13 protein-coding genes are annotated in these 22,532 nt (G+C 40.4%); 10 read left to right on the forward strand and 3 right to left on the reverse strand.

Translation table 11 applies throughout. The features are described from left to right. Positions 1-179 precede the first annotated feature (179 nt). From H5126_RS13815 to H5126_RS13860, 10 genes are all read left to right on the forward strand, one after another. A complete protein-coding gene (locus H5126_RS13815) occupies positions 180-1,223 on the forward strand; it encodes an alkene reductase (protein WP_182721296.1) in 1,044 nt (347 codons plus the stop codon). 202 nt (positions 1,224-1,425) lie between these two features. Then, complete coding sequence (locus H5126_RS13820; protein WP_182721295.1) at positions 1,426-3,795, forward strand: TonB-dependent receptor domain-containing protein; 2,370 nt, start codon at positions 1,426-1,428, stop codon at positions 3,793-3,795. A gap of 74 nt (positions 3,796-3,869) precedes the next feature. Then, positions 3,870-4,997, forward strand: coding sequence for an alkaline phosphatase family protein (locus H5126_RS13825; RefSeq protein ID WP_182721294.1), 1,128 nt, complete (start codon positions 3,870-3,872; stop codon positions 4,995-4,997). After that, complete coding sequence (locus H5126_RS13830) at positions 4,994-6,055, forward strand: alkaline phosphatase D family protein (protein ID WP_182721293.1); 1,062 nt, start codon at positions 4,994-4,996, stop codon at positions 6,053-6,055. The genes H5126_RS13825 and H5126_RS13830 overlap by 4 nt, the downstream gene beginning before the upstream one ends. A gap of 160 nt (positions 6,056-6,215) precedes the next feature. Further along, positions 6,216-9,515: an exodeoxyribonuclease V subunit gamma gene (gene recC, locus H5126_RS13835; protein WP_182721292.1), complete on the forward strand. Its 3,300-nt coding sequence runs from the start codon at positions 6,216-6,218 to the stop codon at positions 9,513-9,515. Beyond that, positions 9,502-13,080: an exodeoxyribonuclease V subunit beta gene (gene recB, locus H5126_RS13840; RefSeq protein ID WP_182721291.1), complete on the forward strand. Its 3,579-nt coding sequence runs from the start codon at positions 9,502-9,504 to the stop codon at positions 13,078-13,080. Before recC ends, recB begins: the two co-directional genes overlap by 14 nt. Then, the gene (gene recD / locus H5126_RS13845; RefSeq protein ID WP_182721290.1) at positions 13,077-15,125 is read left to right on the forward strand and encodes an exodeoxyribonuclease V subunit alpha; all 2,049 of its coding nucleotides are present in this window, start codon (positions 13,077-13,079) and stop codon (positions 15,123-15,125) included. Before recB ends, recD begins: the two co-directional genes overlap by 4 nt. Before the next feature lie 479 nt (positions 15,126-15,604). Further along, positions 15,605-16,930, forward strand: a complete 1,326-nt coding sequence (locus H5126_RS21660) for a PAS domain-containing methyl-accepting chemotaxis protein (protein WP_182694117.1) — start codon at positions 15,605-15,607, stop codon at positions 16,928-16,930. 284 nt (positions 16,931-17,214) lie between these two features. Continuing rightward, on the forward strand, positions 17,215-18,285 hold the full coding sequence (locus tag H5126_RS13855; RefSeq protein ID WP_039490101.1) for a hypothetical protein: 1,071 nt from the start codon (positions 17,215-17,217) through the stop codon (positions 18,283-18,285). 217 nt (positions 18,286-18,502) lie between these two features. Beyond that, positions 18,503-19,564, forward strand: coding sequence for a hypothetical protein (locus H5126_RS13860; RefSeq protein WP_182721341.1), 1,062 nt, complete (start codon positions 18,503-18,505; stop codon positions 19,562-19,564). An 82-nt stretch (positions 19,565-19,646) separates the two neighbouring features. On the opposite strand, the gene ttcA is transcribed toward H5126_RS13860, so the two are convergent. The 3 genes from ttcA to H5126_RS13875 all read right to left on the reverse strand — a co-directional run bounded on the left by ttcA (position 19,647) and on the right by H5126_RS13875 (position 22,488). Next, positions 19,647-20,561 carry a tRNA 2-thiocytidine(32) synthetase TtcA gene (ttcA, locus tag H5126_RS13865; RefSeq protein WP_002963067.1) on the reverse strand — a complete coding sequence of 305 codons (915 nt, stop codon included), beginning with the start codon at positions 20,559-20,561 and terminating at the stop codon, positions 19,647-19,649. Between the two features lie 153 nt (positions 20,562-20,714). Beyond that, positions 20,715-21,647 (reverse strand): universal stress protein UspE, encoded by a 933-nt coding sequence (gene uspE, locus H5126_RS13870; RefSeq protein WP_165743043.1) that lies wholly within the window; start codon positions 21,645-21,647, stop codon positions 20,715-20,717. 103 nt (positions 21,648-21,750) lie between these two features. Then, positions 21,751-22,488, reverse strand: coding sequence for an FNR family transcription factor (locus H5126_RS13875; protein WP_182721340.1), 738 nt, complete (start codon positions 22,486-22,488; stop codon positions 21,751-21,753). Between the last annotated feature and the right edge of the window lie 44 nt (positions 22,489-22,532).

Genomic DNA, 22,532 nt, shown 5'->3' on the forward strand with positions numbered 1-22,532 from the left:
GTATATCGAGTTATATGACAGAGTGTTGAAAAGTTGCTATTTAATTTCAGCAATGCAGATCTAATTTGTATATTGAGCAGTATAAGTCACAACTAATTTGAGCGATCATTCAAAATAAGCTTGAATGTTTGTAAAAAGGCCACATTGTAGTAAGCATATACTTAATGAAGGATTGAAAAATGACTACTGATCTACTTGCTCCGTTTAAACTAAATAATACGATTGAGCTTAAAAACCGCGTACTTATGGCACCATTAACGCGTTGTATGGCTGACGATAACTTAGTGCCAACACAAGATATGGTTGAATATTATGCTCGCCGTGCCGAAACCGGTTTAATTATTAGCGAAGCAACTATTATTCGTCCAGATGCGCAAGGTTACCCAAATACACCGGGTTTATTTACCAGTGAGCAAATTCAAGGTTGGAAAAAAGTAACAGACGCAGTGCACGCTAATGGCGGCAAAATGTTTGCACAGCTTTGGCATGTTGGCCGTGTTGCACATCCTCACTTTTTTGATGGCGATGTACTGGCACCATCGGCAATTGGCGTTGAAGGCTCTGTACCTCGTATGCGTGAGCTTACTTACATTACGCCAAAAGCAGCCACAACCGATGATATTAAAGGTCTAGTAGCTGATTACGCAAAAGCGGCAGAAAATGCGATTGAAGCGGGTTTTGACGGGGTAGAAATTCACGGTGCTAACGGGTATTTGATTGACCAGTTTTTACATTACGCTGCAAATACACGCAGCGACGAATACGGTCAAACGCCTGAAAATATGTCGCGTTTTGCACTAGAAGTAACCGATGCAGTTATCGCCGCTGTAGGTAATGAGCGTACTGCTTTACGTGTTACACCGGGTGCTTATTTTAATATGAGCGAAGATAACCGTGATAAAGCGGTATTTGATTACTTATTACCAGAGCTTGAGAAGAGAGATTTAGCATACTTACACGGCGGTATTTTTGACGACAGTACAGCGTTTGAGTCGCTTGAAGGTAAAACGACGTCTGAATTTTTACGTGCAGGCTACAAAGGTACATTAGTAGGCGTAGGCAGCTATACTTTTGAGTCAGCAAAAGAAGCAATTAACGATGCTAAGTTTGATTTAATCGCTATTGGTCGCCCACTTATCGCAAACCCAGATTACATTAGCAAAATTGCAAACGGTGAAGAGTTAGTACCTTACAGCGATGAAATGCTAGCTGAATTAAAATAAATTACTATTTGTAATAAGTTCTAGAAAATAATTAAGGCACCCAAAGCTAAACCTTTGGGTGTCTTTTTTTGTACATATTCTCGCCATAAATCTTCCATATTTGTTTAACCTTTATGTAAATAAAGTTCATCCTCGTTGTCATGTTTAAAATCCATACTGTGCTCGTTTTCATATTTCATAATTAAAACTAAACGGGACAACAATGTACGCTTTAAAAAACAAATCGCTATTGAGCATGGCTATTGCTATGGCGGTATCAACATCTACTTATGCTAACGACAACACCATAGAAGAAGTAACCGTGGTTGCTAAACCAACGAGCTACGCTAACAATGTTATTGAGCCTGCAATGCTTGAGCAACAAAGTTCGGTATCGAGCATATTATCGGTTATTGATAATTTACCAGGGATTAGCATAAACGAAGGTGATGCATTTGGTGGCGACGATTGGTCTACTACAATCACTATGCGTGGTTTTAGTATTGATGGAAACCAACAACAATTAGGTATGACCGTTGATGGCATTCCCAATGGTGGCTCTAATTACGGCGGTGGTGCTAAAGCTAACCGTTACTTGGAGAGCGAAAATTTAGCAACAGTAGAAGTAGGTCAAGGTACGTCTGATATTAAGTCGGCTTCACTTGAAGCACTAGGCGGGACATTTAACTTTGTAAGTAAAGACCCAAGCCTTGAAAAAGGCACTACCTTTGCTTATACATCAGGCAGCCACGATGCCACGCGTTATTATATTAAACACGAAACAGGCACTGTTTTTAATAACACACAAGCGTACGTAAGTTACTCGCAAACAGATACAAGCCGCTGGATTGGTTCAGGCAGTAATGGGGGCAAAGACAACCAACACGCTGAGCTTAAGTTTGTATCTAATTTTGACGATTTAACACTTACTGGTCGTTTATCTTACGATGATGTAAGCGAGACAAACTATAACAGCGTAAGCCTTGAGCAGTTTGAACAAACACCAGATTGGGATCAGCTAACATGGAATTGGACGGGAGTTCCGCACTTTGACCAAATGTTTGCAGAAGGTTGGGGAACGCTTCGTGAAAATACCTTAGGCTATTTAAAATTTGAATACGCTATTTCACCAACTTCATTATTAACTGTTAGCCCTTATTATCATAAAAATTCAGGTCGCGGCGATTGGATCCCACCTTATTTAACAACACCTGTTGATGAAAATGGTGACCCAACAACCGAGGGTGGCACTAATGCAGGCTCTTATGGTTTTGCTGATAGTGAAGGCAACCCGCTTGCACCAGATGCCGATTGTACGCAAAGTTTGAGCTGGCCATGGGAGTCGGGTCCTGGTTTAAATCCTGCGTGTTACGATGCAACAGCAACGCCGGTTATGTCTTACCGCCATACGCATTACAACAAAGATCGTTTAGGTGTAACGGCAAATTACCAAGCTACATTTGGTGATCACGATATCGAAGCGGGCTTTTGGTATGAGCAAAGCGAGCGTGACGAGTCGCGTGATTGGCACAAAGTAATTGACGCGCGTATTTATCATCACTTTGATAGCACGCCTTACTGGACACAATACAAAAACACTTTTGATACCGATACATTCAAATGGTACTTACAAGACTCGATTAATTTTGGTGACTTAACATTAAATATTGGTGCAAAACAGTATTTAGTTGAATTACAAAAGTATGACCACTTTGCTAACGAAAGATCAGATAAAGTAGATAGCGACTCAGACGTGTTATTTAGCGGTGGCGTATTGTATCAACTAAATAACAGCACAGAATTATTTGCTAGTTACAGCGAGAATTTTTCAGCAATAAAAGACGGTGTGCTTGAGCGAGATAGCTCAACACTTACAAACATAGAGCCAGAAACTGCCGACAACATCGACTTTGGTGTACGTTACCAAGCCGACAGATTAACCCTTACAGCAACGGCTTACAGTGTTAAGTTTGATAACCGCATTACCTTTATTGCCCCTGGTAGTGGCACAGACGGCATTGATTACACCATTGGTACAAATGGCTCGTACGTAAATGTAGGGGGTATTGACTCAAATGGGCTTGAGCTTGCAGCAAGCTATATGTTAACACCAAGCTGGAGCGTGTACTCGTCGTATACTAATAGCAGTTCTGAGTATTCATCCGATGATCCAAATGCATACGATTCACAGGGTGTAATATTAAGAGATGAAAGTGGTAATGAGGTAGCACCGAGCTTTAGAAAAGGCGACAGCATAATAGATTCATCAGAAGATTTATTTGTGGTATCTACCGATTACTTTAGCGATGGCTTTCGTGTTGGTTTATCGGCTAAATACACTGGTGAGCGCTTAGGTGCATGGCAAGACGAAGACACTCGCACGCGTAATAAAGTAGACGGCTACACCGTACTTGATTTTAATGCAGGTTATTCAACTGACGTAGATGCAGGTCCGTTTAAAGCCATTGACGTATCGTTTGTTGTTTATAACGTTACTGACAAAAGCTACTTAGCAGGTGGTACTGGTAACGGCGCTACTTATTACATTGGCGCGCCACGCACCGCAGCAGTTACATTTACCGCTGACTTTTAATTAAGTTTTAGTAATTGAATTAAAATAAAGCCCATCATTGATGGGCTTTATTATATCAAAGGGCGCAAAACGCGATGAAAACGATTTTAAAAGTAACACTATTTAGCTTAAGTGTATTAGCGAGTAACTTTGCAACAGCAGCGCAAAATGTAGTGCTGGTAACGCTTGATGGAGTACGCTGGCAAGAAGTATTTAATGGGGCTGATAATAGCTTAATGAATAATACTGATTTTGTTAAAAAGCCAGAGCAATTAAAGACCCAGTTTTGGGCAAAAACAGCAAATGAGCGCCAGCAATTACTAATGCCTTTTTTAACGCAAGTAGTGGCTAAAAAAGGGATTATAATTGGCGATAGAGCTAACGGCTCTACTATGTCGGTAAGTAACCCGTGGTATTTTTCATACCCTGGTTATAACGAAATACTCACCGGTGAAGTTGACGAAAATATAAATAGTAATAACAAAGTGCTCAACCCAAATAAAACTATTTTAGAGCGTTTAGATAAGTTACCTGAGTTTAAAGATAGCACAGCCTTATTTGGTAGTTGGGATGTATTCCCATACATTGTAAATACTAAGCGCAGTAACGTGTATGTAAATGCAGGTTTTATGACAATTGAAGAGAATTTATTCACAGATGCGCCACAGTTAAATGCGCTACAAAACGAAATCCCCAGTCCTTGGTATAACGTACGACTAGACAGTTTTACATATCGCTTTGCTAAAGCGTATATGTTGGCTAAAAAGCCTAAGTTGTTAGTGATAAGTTTAGGCGAAACCGATGACTTTGCGCATGATGGTCATTACGATCAATACCTTAAATCGGCAAGGCAAAGTGACGCGTTTATAAAAGACTTATGGGCAACCATTCAAACTACAGCGGGTTATAAAAATAACACCACACTAATTATTACTACTGATCACGGCCGTGGCAATAATGCCAACGATTGGCAACATCACAGCTCTAAACGTGCACTTGCTGAGCTAGAGTTAGGTGAAAATACCTACCCAGAAGGAATTGTCGGCTCTGAACATATTTGGCTTGCAGCCATTGGCCCCGCAATAAAAGGTAGTGGCTTAATTAAAACTAAAAATGAGCTTAAACAAGCGCAAATAGCGGCGACCGTTTTAAAGGCGCTTGGGCAAAACCCAAATGAAATAAATTCAAATATGGCGCCTGCTATTAGCGAGATTTTAAAATGACGAACCTATTAAAACCATTAACCCTATCTGCCTTGGCGCTGAGTTTGGTTATTAGCGCAAGTGTTACTGCCGCGCCATCTAAAATCCTATTTGGTTCGTGTGGGCATCAAGATAAAAACATACCCATATTTAATACAATTAACAAAGAGCAGGGGGATTTGTTTATATTTTTGGGTGACAATATTTATGGCGATACCAACGATATGGATGTACTTGCCGAAAAATACCAACGTTTAGGGGCAAAGCCTGGTTTTAAAACGTTGAAAGCGCAAACGCCTATCATTGCTATGTGGGATGACCACGATTATGGCCAAAACGATGCAGGCAAAGAGTATCCGCATAAAGAGCAATCACGCCAAATTATGCTTAATTTTTGGGATGAACCTGTAAACTCAGTGCGTCGCACTCGCCCTGATGGAATTTATACCTCGTACATGTATGGTGAAAATGAGCAAACCATACAAGTAATAATGCCTGATTTACGTTGGAATCGTGATGCGCTAAACCATGTAAGCGAGCTTGAATACTACACTAAGCGCAAACTTAATAACCAAGGCCCATATAGTCCTAGTGAAGTGAAGGGCGCATCCATGTTAGGTGAAGCCCAGTGGCAATGGCTTGAACAAGAGCTTAAAAAGCCCGCTGCAATAAAATTGATTGCCTCAAGCTTACAGCTTTTACCCGATTTTACAGGTTGGGAGTCATGGGCAAACTTTCCTGAAGATAGAAACCGTTTATTTGCATTAATTAAAAAGCATAAAGTAAATGGGGTCGTGATCATCAGCGGCGATACGCACTGGGGTGAAATATCAAAGTATCAGCAAAACCTTGATTACCCATTAATTGAGATGACCAGCTCTGGCTTAACTGAAAAATGGAAAGACGTAAGCCCTAACAAACACCGAGTAGGGAATTTTACCCATAACGTAAATTATGGTGATTTAAGCATAGACTGGCAGCAAATTGATCCCACTATTTCACTTAAATTAAAAGGCATTGATGGCGAAGTAATAATGCAAAGTGACTTTAGTTTATCAAGTATTAGCCCTTATAAATAACATTACTCTATAAACAAAAACGCGCAGTGATCAAAATTAATGCTGTGCGTTTAAATTACTTGCTAACTCTCTGATTTATTAATATCAATTACCTGTTTGCGCTACCCCTAATATTGAAAATATCTTACACTGGTTTTATCTCAAGCAAGGTCAGTGCTATATGCTAAATATTATTCAATCAAACCGGATGGAAGCCCTGCAAGCGCAGTTCCACCAGCTGTTAAAAGTAAACCCATTGCAAAGCCCGTTCGACAAAGAAGTGGTGCTAGTGCAATCGCCGGGTATGTCGCAGTGGTTAAAAATAGGTTTGAGCGAAAACTTAGGGGTTGCAGCGCAGGTAGATTTTCCGCTGCCGTCGAGCTTTATTTGGCAGTTGTATCAGCAATTACTGCCAAATGTCCCTAAAGAGTCGGCATTTAATAAGCCCAACCTTGCTTGGAAACTGTTTGCAATTTTACCAACCTGCATTGATGAACCGCTTTATTTGCCGCTAAAAACCTATTTAGAGGGCGATATTGACGGGCAAAAAACCTTTGCGCTATGCGAAAAAATAGCCGATGTGTACGACCAATATTTAATGTACCGACCGCACTGGATAGCCACATGGGATAGCGGCAAAGATGAGCTTGATGACGTAGATGTAGCCATTGCCCCATGGCAACCTGATTTATGGCGACGCATTGTAAAGCTAAGCCAAGAACTTGGGCAAAGCCAATTTCATCGCGCTAACATGCAAGGGCAATTACTTGCAGCACTTGAGACCATGGACAATAGCTTACTGCCACAACGCATTAGTTTATTTGGTATATCGGCGATTGCCAGCTCCCAGCTTGAGGTGTTTGAAGCACTGAGTAAAAAAACAGAGGTTATATTATTCTTTTTTAACCCAAGTGAGCACTACTGGGGCGATATCATAGATGAAAAAACAGCAGCTAAAATAAGCGCTAAATACGCCAAAATGCCGCTGGTGGAAGCGCAACAAAAAAAACAAACCAATCCAGATGAAGAATACTACTTTATTGGTAATCCGTTGTTATCGTCGTGGGGTAAATTAGGCCGCGACTATTTTGAACAACTTGTACAATTAGATGCCCGTTGGATTGATGGTTTTATTGATGTGTTTGACGACACCTTACTAGGGCAAGTACAAAGCGAGATTTATCAGCTTGCGTTTAAAGGCGAATCGCTGACCGATAACAAAGAGTGGTTTATAAACGACGAAGGTAAGTTACCAATCAGCGCAACCGACACCAGTATTACGCTCAGCGATTGCCATACACCGCTCAGAGAAGTTGAGCGCTTGCACGACTACTTACTTAACTTATTTAATCAAAACCCAACGCTTACTCCCAAAGACATAATTGTCATGATGCCCGATGTAGGCACTTACAGCCCTTATATTGAAGCTGTATTTGGCGGGGCGCAAGGCAGCCGTTTTATTCCGTACGCATTAGCCGATTTAGCCATAGAGCAAGAAAAGCCCGTGCTTAGCTCATTTGCGAGTTTAGCTAACTTACCGTTTTCGCGCTTTGGTGTGTCGGATATTCTCGATTTATTACAAGTGACGCAAATAGCCGAAAAGTTTGGGCTTGAAGCGCACGAATACGAGCAAATTCAATATTGGCTTGAACGTGTAGGGGTAAAATGGGGTATAAACGCAGCACATAAAAGCAGCTTTGATTTACCCGCTATCGATTTAAATACCTGGCAACATGGGCTCAACCGTTTACTGCTTGGTATAGCCATGCGCGACGAACAATGCCCGTTTAACGGTATTTACAGCGCTGATGAAGTAGAAGGCATGGCGCTTGATACGCTCAACAAGCTCGTGCATTTTATTGATGTACTGCAAAGCTTTAAAGAGCAGCTAACGCCCGATGATACGCTCACTAATAAAGCGCATATTTTAAGCGAGCTATTAAACGCCATATACGAAAGTGAAAGCGACGACAGCTGGGATTTATTAGTACTTCAAAACGTGCTCGAAGAGTTACAAAAACACCACGACAACGGCGATTACAGTAAAGCAGTTTCGCAGCGTATTGTTAGTTACTTAGTTAAACAAGGCATTCAAGAAAAAGGCGTAGGGCAGCGGTTTTTGGTTGGGCAAGTAAACTTTTGTACGCTTATGCCCATGCGCGCCGTACCATTTAAAGTGGTATGCATGCTGGGCTTAAACGATGCTGACTACCCGCGTAACGTACAGCCTATTGGTTTTGACTTAGTGCCTTATTCTAAAAAGCAAAAAGGTGACCGATCACGTAAATTAGATGACCGCTACTTATTTTTAGAAGCGCTACTGAGTGCCCGCGACAACTTATACATGAGTTACATTGGTCGCTCGTGTTTTGATAACCAACCGCGCATGCCATCAACCCTTGTAAGCGAGCTGTTAGAATATATTGGGCGTAGTTTTGTATTAAGCGAAAAGAGTGAAAAAACGCTGCCCGCATGTCTAATTAATCAGCAGCATTTACAGCCCTTTAATAGCCATTACTATTTAGCCGATGAGCAAGCAAATACTGTGCTGAGCAACCACAGTTACAATCCAATTTGGCTGCCAAGTGAGTCAATTAAACCACAGCCAGTTACCGCGCTTGATGTTGTTGTGCCAGAACAGTTAGATCTCGATGTGTTTATTAAAAGTGTGTGCAGCGCACAAGAGAGCTTTTATCAACAAACATTAGGTTTACGCCTGCCACAATTTAACGAAGTAGCAAAAGACGAAGAGCCATTTAGTTTAGATGCACTGCGCCGTTATTTTTACCTTGATGAAATACTTAAAGCCAATATAAACGAGCAACCACTAAGTACCGAGCAAATACTGCAGCGGGGTGAGTTACCTCAAGCCAATGTAGGCAGCCTCATATTTGAGGGTATGGAGCACCGAGTTGACGCGCTTGCAGGGCAGGTTAAAGAGCACATTAAGGGCGGAAAAAGTGAGCCGATAGAAGTTTTGCTTACTATTGAAGGCACCAAAATAGAAGGCTGGCTCAATCATGTTTATTTGCAAAAACAAGTGTTTTACCGCAGCGCGAGTATTAAAGCGAAAGATTTAATTAAAGGCTTTATTTATCATCTTGCAGCGCAAAGTATGGATCAACAAGTAGAAACATTGTTACTTGGGCTCGATAAGCAAATCACCTTTGCGCCTATAAACAAAGCCGATGCGGATGCACTATTAGCCGATTGGTTTGAGTTATACAAAGCGCTGCGTGCAGAGCCGGTGCCGTTTTTTCCAGTCAGTGGGTATGAATACGTTAAAAGCGGCGGCGATATAACAAAAGCAATGAGCAAATTTAGCCCGCAATACATAGGACGAGGCGAGGGCGAAAACCCGTATATTCGCTTAACGGTGCAATCGCTAAGCGACTGCCAAGAAGAATTTATAAAATGGAGTGATAAATTGCTCACGCCTTTATTTGAACACGCCAAGGAGAGTGATCATGCAAGCGCTTAATCCTCTTACTATGCCGCTCACTGGTCAAAGTTTAATAGAAGCCAGTGCGGGTACTGGTAAAACCTATACAATTACGGGGTTGTATTTACGTTACTTGTTAGGCATGCAAATAGAAGGTGAGTTAAATACGCCGCTTAGCGTTGAGCAAATTTTGGTAGTAACCTTTACCGACGCCGCCACACAAGAAATTAAAGACCGCGTGCGCAGCCGAATTATTACTGCGCGCGATGCACTACTTGGGCAAGACCCAAACGACGAACTCATTGAAGGCGTAATTGCCAAAATTGATGATAAACACCGCGCCTTTGATTTACTCGATGCAGCTGCTAAATCAATGGACGAAGCCGCTATTTTTACTATTCATGGCTTTTGTCAGCGGATGCTAAAACAACATGCGTTTGAGTCGGGAGTGGCGTTTAATCTCGAATTTATTTTAGATGAGCGCGACATATTACTTGAAACTATTAAAGATTTTTGGCGTGCGTTTGTATACCCACTTAATAAAGAACGCACCGATGCTATTTTAGATGTATTTGCCGCACCAGAGTCTTTATTCGCTCAAGTGGCGAGTATTTTAAACAAAGCTAATGCGCACATTACGCCACAAATAAATTTAGACGATGTGTGGAAAGCCCGTGACGAGTACATAACCCGTGTGCCTGCATTTAAAAAAGCGGTGTTAGAGCAAGAGTTTATCGGTGCTATTAAAAGCTCGGGTTTAAGCGGGTCTAAAACGCCAGCACGAAAAGGTAGCCTTGGTGCGCTTGAAGCATTTTGTTTAGGCGGCGATTTGTTTTTTGAATTTGGCACTAGCAAGTATTCGTTTGAAGTGTGGAGTACAGAAAACTTAAGCGATGTGAGCAATTATAAAAAAAATCAGCCATTATTTGTGCATCCATTACTGAGTCAGTTTGACGAGCTTGCCGCCCTTAACAACACCATAAACCAAGGGCTCAAAATAGCGGTTGTACAACATGCAGCACGCTGGGTAAAAGCCGCAATAGTTAAGCGTAAACAAGAGCAAAGCGTTATCACCCCAGATGACTTATTGACCAATTTACATAGTGCGCTTAATAACGAGCAAGGCGACGTACTAGCGCAAAAAATTGCGCAGTTGTTCCCGGTTGCCATGATTGATGAATTCCAAGATACCGATCCGATTCAGTACGGTATTTTTAGTAAAATTTATGGGCAACAAAATACCACGCTTGCCATGATAGGCGACCCCAAACAGGCTATTTATGGCTTTAGGGGCGCAGATATTTTTACCTATATTGGCGCAAAAGAAGCTGTACAGACTGATCAGCAATTTACGCTGGGTACTAACTTTCGCTCGAGCACCGATATAGTCAATAGCGTTAATAGTTTATTTGGCAAACACGCTAACAGCTTTATTTATAACGACGCCATCCCCTTTAACGCAGTAGCTGCTAAAGGTAAAAAAGCGGAAGACTCTTTTTTAATTGATGGCAAACCCGCGACCGCATTCGAATTTAATGTATTTGTGGATGAAGCCGCAGACGAAAAAAACAAACCAACCAATAAAGGTATAGGGCAAGCGCATTTAGCCACTCACTTTGCTAATAAAATAGTGACCCTGCTTGAAAAAGCAAAACAAGGGGATGCGTGTATTGGCAGTACCCCTGTAAGCGCTGCCGATATTTGTATATTAGTGCGCGACCGTGTTGAAGCGCAAATAATGAAAAAAGCACTTAGCGAAGCCAAAATAGCCAGTGTGTATTTATCGCGCGAGAGCGTTTTTAGCCAAGAGCTTAGCCATCACCTACTTAACTTTTTAACAGCGCTGCATGGACAATATGATGAGTCATTGCTGCGCGGTGTTTTAGCGGGTCCGCTATTTTGTTTAAGTTATAACGAAATACATGCACTCGCTGATGATGAAAATAAATGGCAAGACTACTTAAACTTTTTTGCACAACTTAGCCACATTTGGAACAAGCAAGGCGCTATGGCCATGCTTGAGCGCTTAATGAGCCATAACCAGCTTAGCGCTAAATGGCAAGGGTTAGGATATAACGTTGAGCGTTGGCTGACGGACTTTAGGCACTTGGGCGAAATACTTCAGCAAAAACAAATAGAGCTTGAAGGCACGCTGCGTTTACTGCGATGGTTTGCACAAAAGGTAAGCCAACAAGACGGTGAAACAGTACAGGTACGCCTAGAAAGTGACGCCAACTTAGTTAAAATTGTCACTATGCATGCCTCAAAAGGGCTTGAATACCCTTTGGTATTTATGCCGTTTGCCAGTGGCTATCGCGAAACAAAAGAAGCGCTTTATCATAATAATGGCAAGCTAGTTTACGATTTAAGTAAAGACGAAGATGCCCTTCAAAAAGCAGAACAAGAACGCCTAGCTGAAGATTTACGCCTGCTTTATGTAGCACTTACTCGCGCCGTACATTTTTGTGCGCTTGGTGTTTATAACATAGGGCAAGGACAAAGTAGCCGCTTGGCTATGCAAAGTAGTGCACTTTGGCATGTTTTATTTGCAGGGCTTGAACTTGCCAGTAGCCAAACATGGCGCACGCATTTAAGTGAGTTTTGCGACGCTAACATCGCGATGAGCTATCAGCAATTTACCTCACAAACATTATTAGAGCAGGGAACACTTTGTTTTAATAACAGTGAAAGTGCGCAGCAAACGTTAAGTGTTAATAAAGTAACAGCAAATATTGAACGTAACTGGCGAGCAACCAGCTTTAGTGCGTTGAGCTTTAAAAAGCACAGCGACCAATTAGCCCCAGGGCGAAGTGATGAAGATCACGAAAAAGACGAGTTTGCAGTGCAAGAGGACGAACTACCATCACCTTATAGTTTTCCTAAAGGGGCAAAGCCTGGTAGCTGTTTACACGAAATATTTGAACAAATAGATTTTACTAGCCCAATAGTTCACCCAACTAATACCGAGCAAAACTTATCTGAAGTAGTTAAGCGCAGCCTTGAAAAGTACCACATAGGTGATCAATGGCGAGAAGTGGCTGAAAAGTGGGTACTTGATGTTCTTGCGTGCCCCCTAGATAACAGTTCTTTAGAAAAAAGCCTTCTTTCATTGGGTGTGCTTACACCCAAAGATTGCCTAGTCGAAATGGAATTTAATTTACCTCTTGAGAGCTTAAGTGCACCAAAGCTAAACGAAATGCTGGTTAAACATTTTGGTTTTACACAAAGTAAGCTTGAATTTTCGCACGTAAAGGGCTTGTTAAAAGGCTTTGTCGATTTAATATTTTGCTACCAAGGCAAATATTATATTTTAGATTATAAGTCTAATTATTTAGGTAGCACGCCAGCTGATTACGAGAGCGACATGCTTGAGCAAGCGATGAGCAGTCATCAGTATCATTTACAGTATTTAATTTACACCGTAGCACTGCATCGTTTATTAAAACAACGTATAGCTGATTACTCGGTAGAAACCCATTTAGGCGGCGTGTATTACACGTTTTTACGTGGGATGCCGGCAGGGCAAGGCGTGTACTTTAAAAAGCTAACTGAAGAACAAGTGATTATTTTAGATGGCTTATTTAGCCAAGGAGCCATGCTATGAGCGATTTAAATGAGCAACCTGGCTTGTTTGACGATATAGACGAGACACTTAATAATGAAGCCGTAGAGCCTCTTACTTCAAAAAATGTAGCACAAGATGTCCCATTAGAGGACATTGTGTTAAATAATACTATTATCGAAGTCCCGTTACTTGAATATTTATTAGCGCAAAATCGACTACGTGTGGTTGATGTTAAACTCGCTGAATTACTGTGTGCTAATGACATTGAGCAAACACATAATGAGCTGTTTTATATTATTTTATTACTGTGCTTATCGCAGCAAAGTCAGCATAGCTGCCTAACTTTAAATGAGGTTGACTGGAGCAATCCTTTTAACTTGCGCAAAAGCGACTTTAATAAACTAGATGGCAATGTACCCAGTACGCTAAGCCCGTTTAGTGATGACTTTAATGTACATACAGCGCTCAGTTATTTACAAAACCATGAAAGCGTGGGCGAAAATAAACCACTGCAACTGTTTAAAGAGCGACTTTATTTTGCGCGCCTTGCCGGTTATGAGCAAACACTCGCAGATAGACTATTAAGCATGAGCGAGCGAAAGCTCAATATTAATAATGAAATATTGGCAGAACTTTTAAATACCTATTTTCCTGCAGATTCTGCAATTGAAACTGATTGGCAAAAAGTGGCATGTGCGATTGCCGCCACCAAAGGCTTTAGCGTGATAACGGGTGGTCCAGGTACCGGTAAAACTACCACAGTAACTAAGTTACTGGCTATTTTACAGTCACTTTATAAAACCGCGCCGCTTAGTATTAAGCTGGTGGCACCGACAGGTAAAGCCGCTGCACGTTTAAGTGAGTCTATTTTGGGCGCCAAAAATAAGCTCATAACGATTCCTGATAATATTAAAACGCTGATACCGCAAAGCGCTCAAACGATTCATCGCTTATTGGGCGTAAAACCGTTTACTAATAAATTCAGACATAACAAAAGCAATCCGCTGCATTTAGATGTGCTGATTATTGACGAAGCCAGTATGGTCGATTTATCGCTGATGGCTAAATTAATAGAAGCACTGCCTGCGCATGCGAGATTAATACTCCTAGGTGACAAAGACCAGCTGGCCTCGGTAGATACTGGCAGCGTAATGAGCGATTTATGCCAAGGTTTAACACTTGGGCAAACGCCAAGCTACTCGCAAGCACGTTGTGAGGAGCTAAATAGCTTATGTTTTAATAATGAGCCTAAGCTCGTAGCGCAAAGCGTGAGTGAATTTAAACTCGCAGATTGCGTTGCCTTTTTACAGCACAGTTATCGATTTGATGCACAAAGCGGCATTGGTCAACTCGCACTTGCGGTAAACACAAATAACACCGGTATTTTAAATTACGTTGAGCAAGAAAGTACTGAAGGGCGTTTTAACGATGTAATTTTAGATTACGACTTTGTAGCAAAACCAATTGAAAAGCTTGTTAAAAGTGCAGCAAGTCATTATGCAAAATACCTTAACTTAATTGCCCAAGGTGCAGATGTTGCACAGGTGCATGCTGCTTTTGCTAGTTATCAGCTTTTAGCTGCGGTACGAGAGGGCGATTACGGCGTGCATAGCTTAAATCAGCGAATAGAGCGCGTATTGCAACAGCAAGGTTTAATAACAGTTAGCCCTAATACTCATCATTATACAGGCATGCCCATTATGGTGAGCCAAAACGATTACCAGCTTAAGTTATTTAACGGCGATATTGGTATTTTAATGCCCGATGAAAGTAATCAGCTCAAAGCCATATTTATTGATGAGCAAGGTAACCAACGAGCATTTTCGCCAGCACGACTCCCTGCACACGATAAAGTATACGTAATGACTATTCATAAATCACAAGGCTCAGAGTTTAGTTACACCGCTATGGTACTGCCGCCGCTAAAACAAGCGCGCATGGGTATTAACAGGCAATTAGTGTATACGGGAATAACCCGCGCTAAAAATAAGTTTGAGCTGGTGGCTGACAAAAAAGTACTGCAACTTGCAATGAATAAAAGCGTATCAAGAGCATCAGGTTTATATGAAAGGTTACAATTTTAAGCTTAATTTGAATTTTTTATTAATAATTTAGCTTCAAACTGCTTGTTATTTATCGCGTTATTATAAATGTCTTCTATACTAAAGTTAATTTTATATTGAATGTATTCGGGCGTGTTGATCTTTGGTGGGTGAATTTGCAGTAGTGTGTTTGGTTTTTAGGCAAGGCAGAGCCTATGTAGTGTGGTATTTCCCATAAATAGGCGATAACGTAGTATAAATACCAAACATACGCTGCCCTTTGGGTTCTTTCTAGGGACGATTAACTCTTTGTTGCCTACATGGATGTAGGTAAGGGGCGTGAGCAGGACGCGGAAGCTTTGCTCGGTTTTTACTTATTCTTACATGGATGTAAGCCATTAGAATAACGCAGGAGCAGTTATCGAGCCCACTAGGTTACAAACCTCGCGCCGTGATTCAATCGCCCCTAGATTGAACAAATTTCAATCCACAAAGGTCAACACGCCCAATTAAGGATATTAATGTTTTTTTCTAAAAATAAGCAAAATGAAATAGCCTCTTTAAAAGCAGAACTCTATCCGTTACAACAAGTGTGGGAAGGGCTTTACCGAGAGATGTTAGTTGTTAATATTCTTTATGATGGGCGTATTTCGCACGCCAATGATAGGTTTTTAGAAAACTTAGGCTACAACGAAGACGATCTTACTAATAACTCTTTTGATGATTTTATTACTGAGTCATCTCGTCAATCTTCAGAATTTAAAAGCCTACAGCAAGCTATAAAAAAAGAAGGACATTGGGGCGGTGCATTACAAATTGCGCGCGGTGATGGTAAAGCTGAATGGTTACGTTTAATAGTACATCCTGTAAAAGGGGAGCAAGATCAGTTGCTCTATTTTTCTATATTCGGGAGTGTGCTTACAAAAACAATTACGGCTTCCCGCGAGCAAAGCGACACTATCAAAGCGATATATCGCTCTATGGCAGTAATTGAATTTGATTTAGAAGGCCATGTTTTAAAAGCAAATGAGCAGTTTTTATCAGCAATGGGTTATCAAGAAAGTGAATTAATAGGAAAACACCATCGCACATTTTGTGAAGCTTCAGAGTATAATTCCCAAGAGTATCAACAGTTTTGGGCTAAATTAAGAGAAGGACAGTTTATAGCGGAGCGCTTTAAGCGTGTTGATAAATACGGCAATGTTGTATGGTTAGAAGCGTCATATAACCCAATCTCAAATGACGCGAATGAGCTTTATAAAGTAATGAAGTTTGCAACAGTTATTACAGAGCAAGTAAATCAAGAAATTGCGATATCTCAGGCTGCCGAAATTGCTTATAGCACCTCAACCCAAACTGATAAAAAAGCAGAGCAAGGCGCGAGCGTTATACAAGATACGGTTACAGTAATGACCGAGCTTGCTATTAACATGGAGCAAGCTGCAAGTGAAATTTCAGCGCTTGATCAGCAGTCGCAACAAATATCGAGTATTGTACAAAGTATTAGTAGTATTGCAGAGCAAACCAATTTGTTAGCATTAAATGCCGCAATTGAAGCGGCTAGAGCTGGCGAGCAAGGTCGAGGCTTTGCTGTGGTTGCAGACGAGGTTCGACTGCTTGCATCGCGTACATCAAAAGCAACAGAAGAAATAGTAGAAGTAGTACAGCGTAACCAATCACAAACCCAAAATACGGTGGCTGTAATAGAAAAAGGTAAAGAAAAAGCAGAGCAAGGTTTAGCACTATCTAAAGAGTCGGGTGATGTGATGCAGGAAATTCAGCAAGGCGCACAAGAAGTTGTGAATGCGATTGGGCAATTTACCAGTGAACTTAAAGCTAACGGCTAGATTAGTTACGTCCTTATTCTAAAGCGGGCACCTTTACCGGTACCCGCTCAACCTACCCCCTCAATATTACTCTCGAAACACCCCTGATAATTTTAAATTTAACAACTATTCTTTTTTAACCCATGAAATAATAGGTAATAAGTTTCTTCACCCCTATAAATGATAATAAGTTGTTGCATTTTTGTTCTTTGTTCCTAATACTGGTGAACGCCAAGGCTGACAAGCCCTAGTATGAATACCTTAAATGATAATAAAATATTACGTACATAACATTAAGGAATTGTATGAACAACACTAAGCGCACACACACATTAATTAAACCAAGTCACCTAATTGGTGCTGGGCTTGCTATGCTAATGAGCTTTTCTGCTGCGAGTAAAGACTACAAAATTATATTAATTCACGGGTTACAAACTTCGCAAATAACCAATAAGTCGGGTAGTGATGTAATTAATGACGGTGAAACATATTGGCAATCGTACTGGAATAATCGGGCAGATGAGCGAATTGATTGGCCTGCTTATGAGCGAATTGAAGGTAAAATTGCTACCGATTGGGTGTGGCCAAAGTTAAAGCAAATTTCACGCTCTAATTTATGCAGTGATGGCTGTGTATTTGTAACACATTCAACAGGCGACTTAGTTGCACGCCATATTATTGATAACCAAGAAAACTGGTTAGAAAACGCAGGCTTACAGCCGCTTAATATTGTTGCGACGTTTGATTTAGCAGGCGCGGGTGGTGGAAGTGAGCTTGCAGATGTAGCCGTTAGTGCTTTAACTGGCGCATCATGGAACTTTGCGGTCGATGCAGCACTCAAATGGTGGCTAGGGAGCGATGTAACCGAAGCTGTTGGTGTATTACACGATTTAAAAGTGAATAATGCCCGTAAAATATCGCCATTTCCTGATGCACGTACACCTAGATTACGCTTTGTGGCAGATGGTAATGCGTATTTAGGTTTAACAGGTGGATTTTTAAAAGGTAATGATGATTCGGTTGTAGCATCGCACTCTTCATGTGGTGCAAGTTCGGCTGGCTCGTTTGGAAGTTGTAGCAGCAGTATTGATACAGATGGCCATTTAAAATCGCAAGGTGATGCTGTTAGTAGCTTTATGCCAAATCATTATCCAATGATGATGAGTGACAGTTATAGCCATAACGAAATACATAACGCGCAGCGTAAAGGTAATGTCACAATAGCCATGAATAACGTAAATGTTGAAGGTAATAACGTAGGGTTTAATACGTTTGATAAAACTACAGGTAGTTGGTTTTGGAAAAAACAATATCGTTATATTAAGGATTCAAATAATTTAAGTGCATCAGCACTTATTTATAATGTGATTCCATAACATAGAAGGCGTGTAGTGATACCAATCTGCATAAATCTTTGATCAATTTAACAAATTAAATTCCACTATAATGTCGTTAAAAATTTTTTATTTAGAACAACTAGATACAAAAATTTTTGCCTAGTTTTAGCGTAATTTTCTTAACGTTAAATAGACCCCATATATAAGCAGATTGGTATTAAAAACTATACGCCTTATAAAAGATTGAAATATAAAAATGAAAAAATTTTATGTCGTTGCTTTAATTATTAGCACTATTTTATTCTCGCTATGGTTTACTGGTAAAAATTATGCTCATAAAGTTGCTGAGCCAATAAAACCACAGATTAAACACAGCGCGAACGCACCTGACTTATCGCCTGTAAAAGTGATCCCTATAGATGTGCCTAAAGCTAAAAAACCACAATCAAAAAAGCAAATTGCGTTTAATGAAGACCTAACAAAAGCAGCGCAGCAAGTGGTGATGCAATACGAAAGTGCACTTAAGTTTCCTCCTTATTCCCAACCTTTAAGTCCTTTAGATGAAGATCGATTAAAGCCAAATCAATTTTATCCTGTGTCGAGCCCCATAGGTGAAAGCGGCGATGCTTTAACGGTAAGTCTCAAACAATATCGTTTTGTATACCCAGAAGAAATAACAATAAAGATAAGCGCTCAAGGGCTTGGAAAAGTGGTCGTTGAACTTGCAAACACTGATACAAAAGAAGTATTAAATACCCATACGGGCAATGCGCGTGACGGTGAGGCAATTATTACATTTAAAGAAGATGAAGATTACCCTCGTAGTTTGCAAGTGTATGTACAGGGCGATGTTGACGGCAAAAAAGTACCCGTAGTTGCGCAAATTCAATATATGCCGCCAAGTGCTACTTTAACAGGTTTTGAAATTGCTTATGCTCAAAATGAAAACATGATTATGCCAGCTAATTTAACGGTGATAAAAAGTGGTTTGTATCGTGTTAGGGCGAATTTATATAGTGGTGATACACCACTTGCTCATTTGGTATCTAAGGAACGCTTAACGCAAGGGAGCCAAACCGTAGACTTAAAAGCTCATTGGTCAGTATTACCTAAGGGCGTTACCGATATGCGCTTAAGTGACTTTGTAATAGAAAGAATGTCGCCAAGCCCAGGTGAGCGTAACAGCTTTGGGAATAGTGAAATAAGCCATTTTGATATAAACGATTTCTCGTACGACAGTTTACAGCAGTTGCCGTATCAGACTAATGCACAAGAAAAGTTAAGTTTAGAGTTTTTACAAGGCCTAGCTGAGAGTTAAAAAGACAACGTAAGGCTGAATTGGTAAATTTAAGGGGGTTGTACATAAATACAACCCCCTTAAATTTGTTAGCCTAGATATGTTAGCTTAGATTTATAGTAACTACACTTGGCGCTTCTTGTTCATCAAGCTCATTAGTAACAGGCACTTTAGGAATGTCTGGCTTATCAAGAGCTATATCGCCACCATCAATGACTTCACCGGTTTGTAAGTTTTTAAAATCAAACAAATCAGCATCAGCTAAGTGTGAAGGCACGACGTTTTGCATTGCTGTAAAAATACTCTCAATACGGCCTGGGTGCTCAGCATCCCATTTAGCGAGCATTGCTTTTGTATGTTTACGCTGTAGGTTTTCTTGCGAACCACATAGGTTACACGGAATAATTGGATAACCTTGTGCAAATGCGTATTGGCTTATATCGCTTTCTTTGCAGTATGCAAGTGGGCGAATAACCATATGCTCGCCGTTATCACTCATTAATTTAGCCGGCATACTTTTTAGTTTTCCACCGTAAAACATATTTAAAAACAACGTTTCAATCATGTCGTCACGATGGTGGCCAAGGGCTATTTTAGTTGCGCCTAACTCATTTGCTGTGCGGTATAAGATACCACGGCGCAGTCGTGAGCAAAGTGAACAGGTTGTTTTACCTTCAGGAATAATGTCAGTAACAATGCTGTAGGTATCTTCTTCTACAATTTTGTATTCTACATTTAATTTATCAAGATACTGAGGTAAAACGTGCTCAGGAAACCCTGGTTGTTTTTGATCTAGGTTTACAACAACGAGATCAAACTTTATAGGTGCTACACGTTTTAAATGTTGAAGCATTTCAAGCATTGTGTAGCTGTCTTTGCCACCTGATAAACACACCATTATACGGTCACCTTCTTCAATCATATTGAAGTCCATAACGGCTTGACCAGTTTGGCGACGTAAACGCTTTTGTAGCTTATTTAAGTTAAATTGAGCTTTAGCTTGATCTGAGTGTGACAATTACGCCCCCTAGTAAAACAATACAGCAAAGTTATTTGCTAAAAATAAAGGGGCGTATTATACCCAAACCACCTGAATATGCGAGTTTAGGATGTAATTAAACACGGTATTTTTAGCAAGTAATATCCAGTTTGTTACTTGCTAAATTTTTAATTAATCTAGTTTCTTTGCCATCGGGCTTACGTAACCATCGGGCTTAAGTGCTAGTACATCGCAGTCAAGGCTATCAATTACATGCTCTGCTGTATTACCTACTAAAGCGGCACTTAAGCCTGTACGACCAACGGTACCAATAACAACTAATTCGCTATTTAACCGCTTAGCTACATCAGGGATTACATCCTCTGGTAGGCCTTCTTCAATAAAACATTGCTCTTGGCTTAAATTAAACTCAGCAGCAAGTGCATTGGTTGATTCAATGTGGTGTTTTTTAACTGATTCGTTATAAAGTCCAGGGTTAAACTCAGGAATTTCAATTGCTATATTTATGGGCGTTGCAGGATAAGCATTAACTAAATTAAGTTTTGCGTTGGCAAGTTCACATAAAAATTGTGCGTCTTTAATTACCCGTTTATTAAGTGCTACATGTTCTTCGTTTTCACTAACCGCATTCACAGCAGCTAAAATATTACCGTTTTCTGGCCATGCCATTTCTTTAACAAACAACACCGGGGCAGGGCATTTTCGTACTAAATGCCAGTCGGTAGGGGTGAAAATAACGGATTTAAGTGCACCATGTTGATGTGTGCCTTTAATTACTAAATCGTACTTTTGATCAATTACAGTATCGATTATGGCTTCATAAGGACGGTTATGCCAAACCACTTGGGTGTCAATATCTATATCTTTGTAAGGTGAAACCAAATCGTTAAGCCATAGCTGGCGATCTTTTAGTACGGCATCACGCATTGCTTCGCGTTCATCGCCAGATAGCATCGTTGTCATTTCATAAGAGAAGTCGTAAACCGTCATAAAGGCGGTAATACTTGCGCCAGATTTTTTTGCTAAGTCTATTGAACGTGATAAACCGTGTTGATCGTCTTTGGTAGGGTCAATAACCGCAATAATGCGTTTAATAGTGTTCATATGCTACTCCATTTGCCTAACGGGTGTACAATTAGTGTAACGCAAATATAAAACAGTTAAAGGGGTAGCATATAAATTGTTGTTCTAAATCAAACTATTTAATTTAGCGAGGCTTAACGATTGCCGCCGTTTTAGATAAGGCATCATTATCTAAAATTGTAATAAATTTACCTTCAACTTTAATTAAGTCGGCTTTTTGAAAACGGCTTAATAAACGGCTAATGGTCTCTACGGTAAGGCCTAAGTAGTTACCTATTTCACCGCGAGTCATGGTAAATCTAAATTCTTTGCGTGAAAAACCACGTTCACCAAAACGCTCTGATAAATTATAAATAAAACTAGCTAAGCGTTCTTCTGCTGATTTTTTATTGAGTAATAGCAGCATTTCTTGATCGTATGTAATCTCGCTGCTCATCAAGCGCATTATTTGTTGACGAAGTTTTGGTAATTTACCAGCAAGTTCGTCAAGGGTATCGAATGGTATTTCGCACACCATTGACGTTTCAAGTGCTTGCGAAAAGCTCTGATGCGCCATTTTGCTTATCGCGTCAAAGCCTACTAAGTCACCCGCTAAATGAAACCCGGTTATTTGCTCATCACCTTGCTCTGATAATGTGTACGATTTAAATGAGCCAGAGCGTACAGCATAAATAGCCTGTAAAGGTTCGCCTGATTCAAATAGATAATCGCCTTTATGGAGTGGTTTTTTTCGCTCAATAATTTCGTCTAGCTTATCCATTTCTTGGCCATTGAGAGAAAATGGCAAGCACAATTGACTAATACTGCAGTTATTACAGCTAATAGCACAATTACCTTTAGCGCGACTTTGAGAGAAATCCATAATTTAATCCGTTTAAATTTTTATACACACGACTGCAAAATAAC

The organism is Pseudoalteromonas sp. SG45-3 (genome assembly GCF_014164075.1).
Classification (GTDB): domain Bacteria; phylum Pseudomonadota; class Gammaproteobacteria; order Enterobacterales; family Alteromonadaceae; genus Pseudoalteromonas; species Pseudoalteromonas distincta.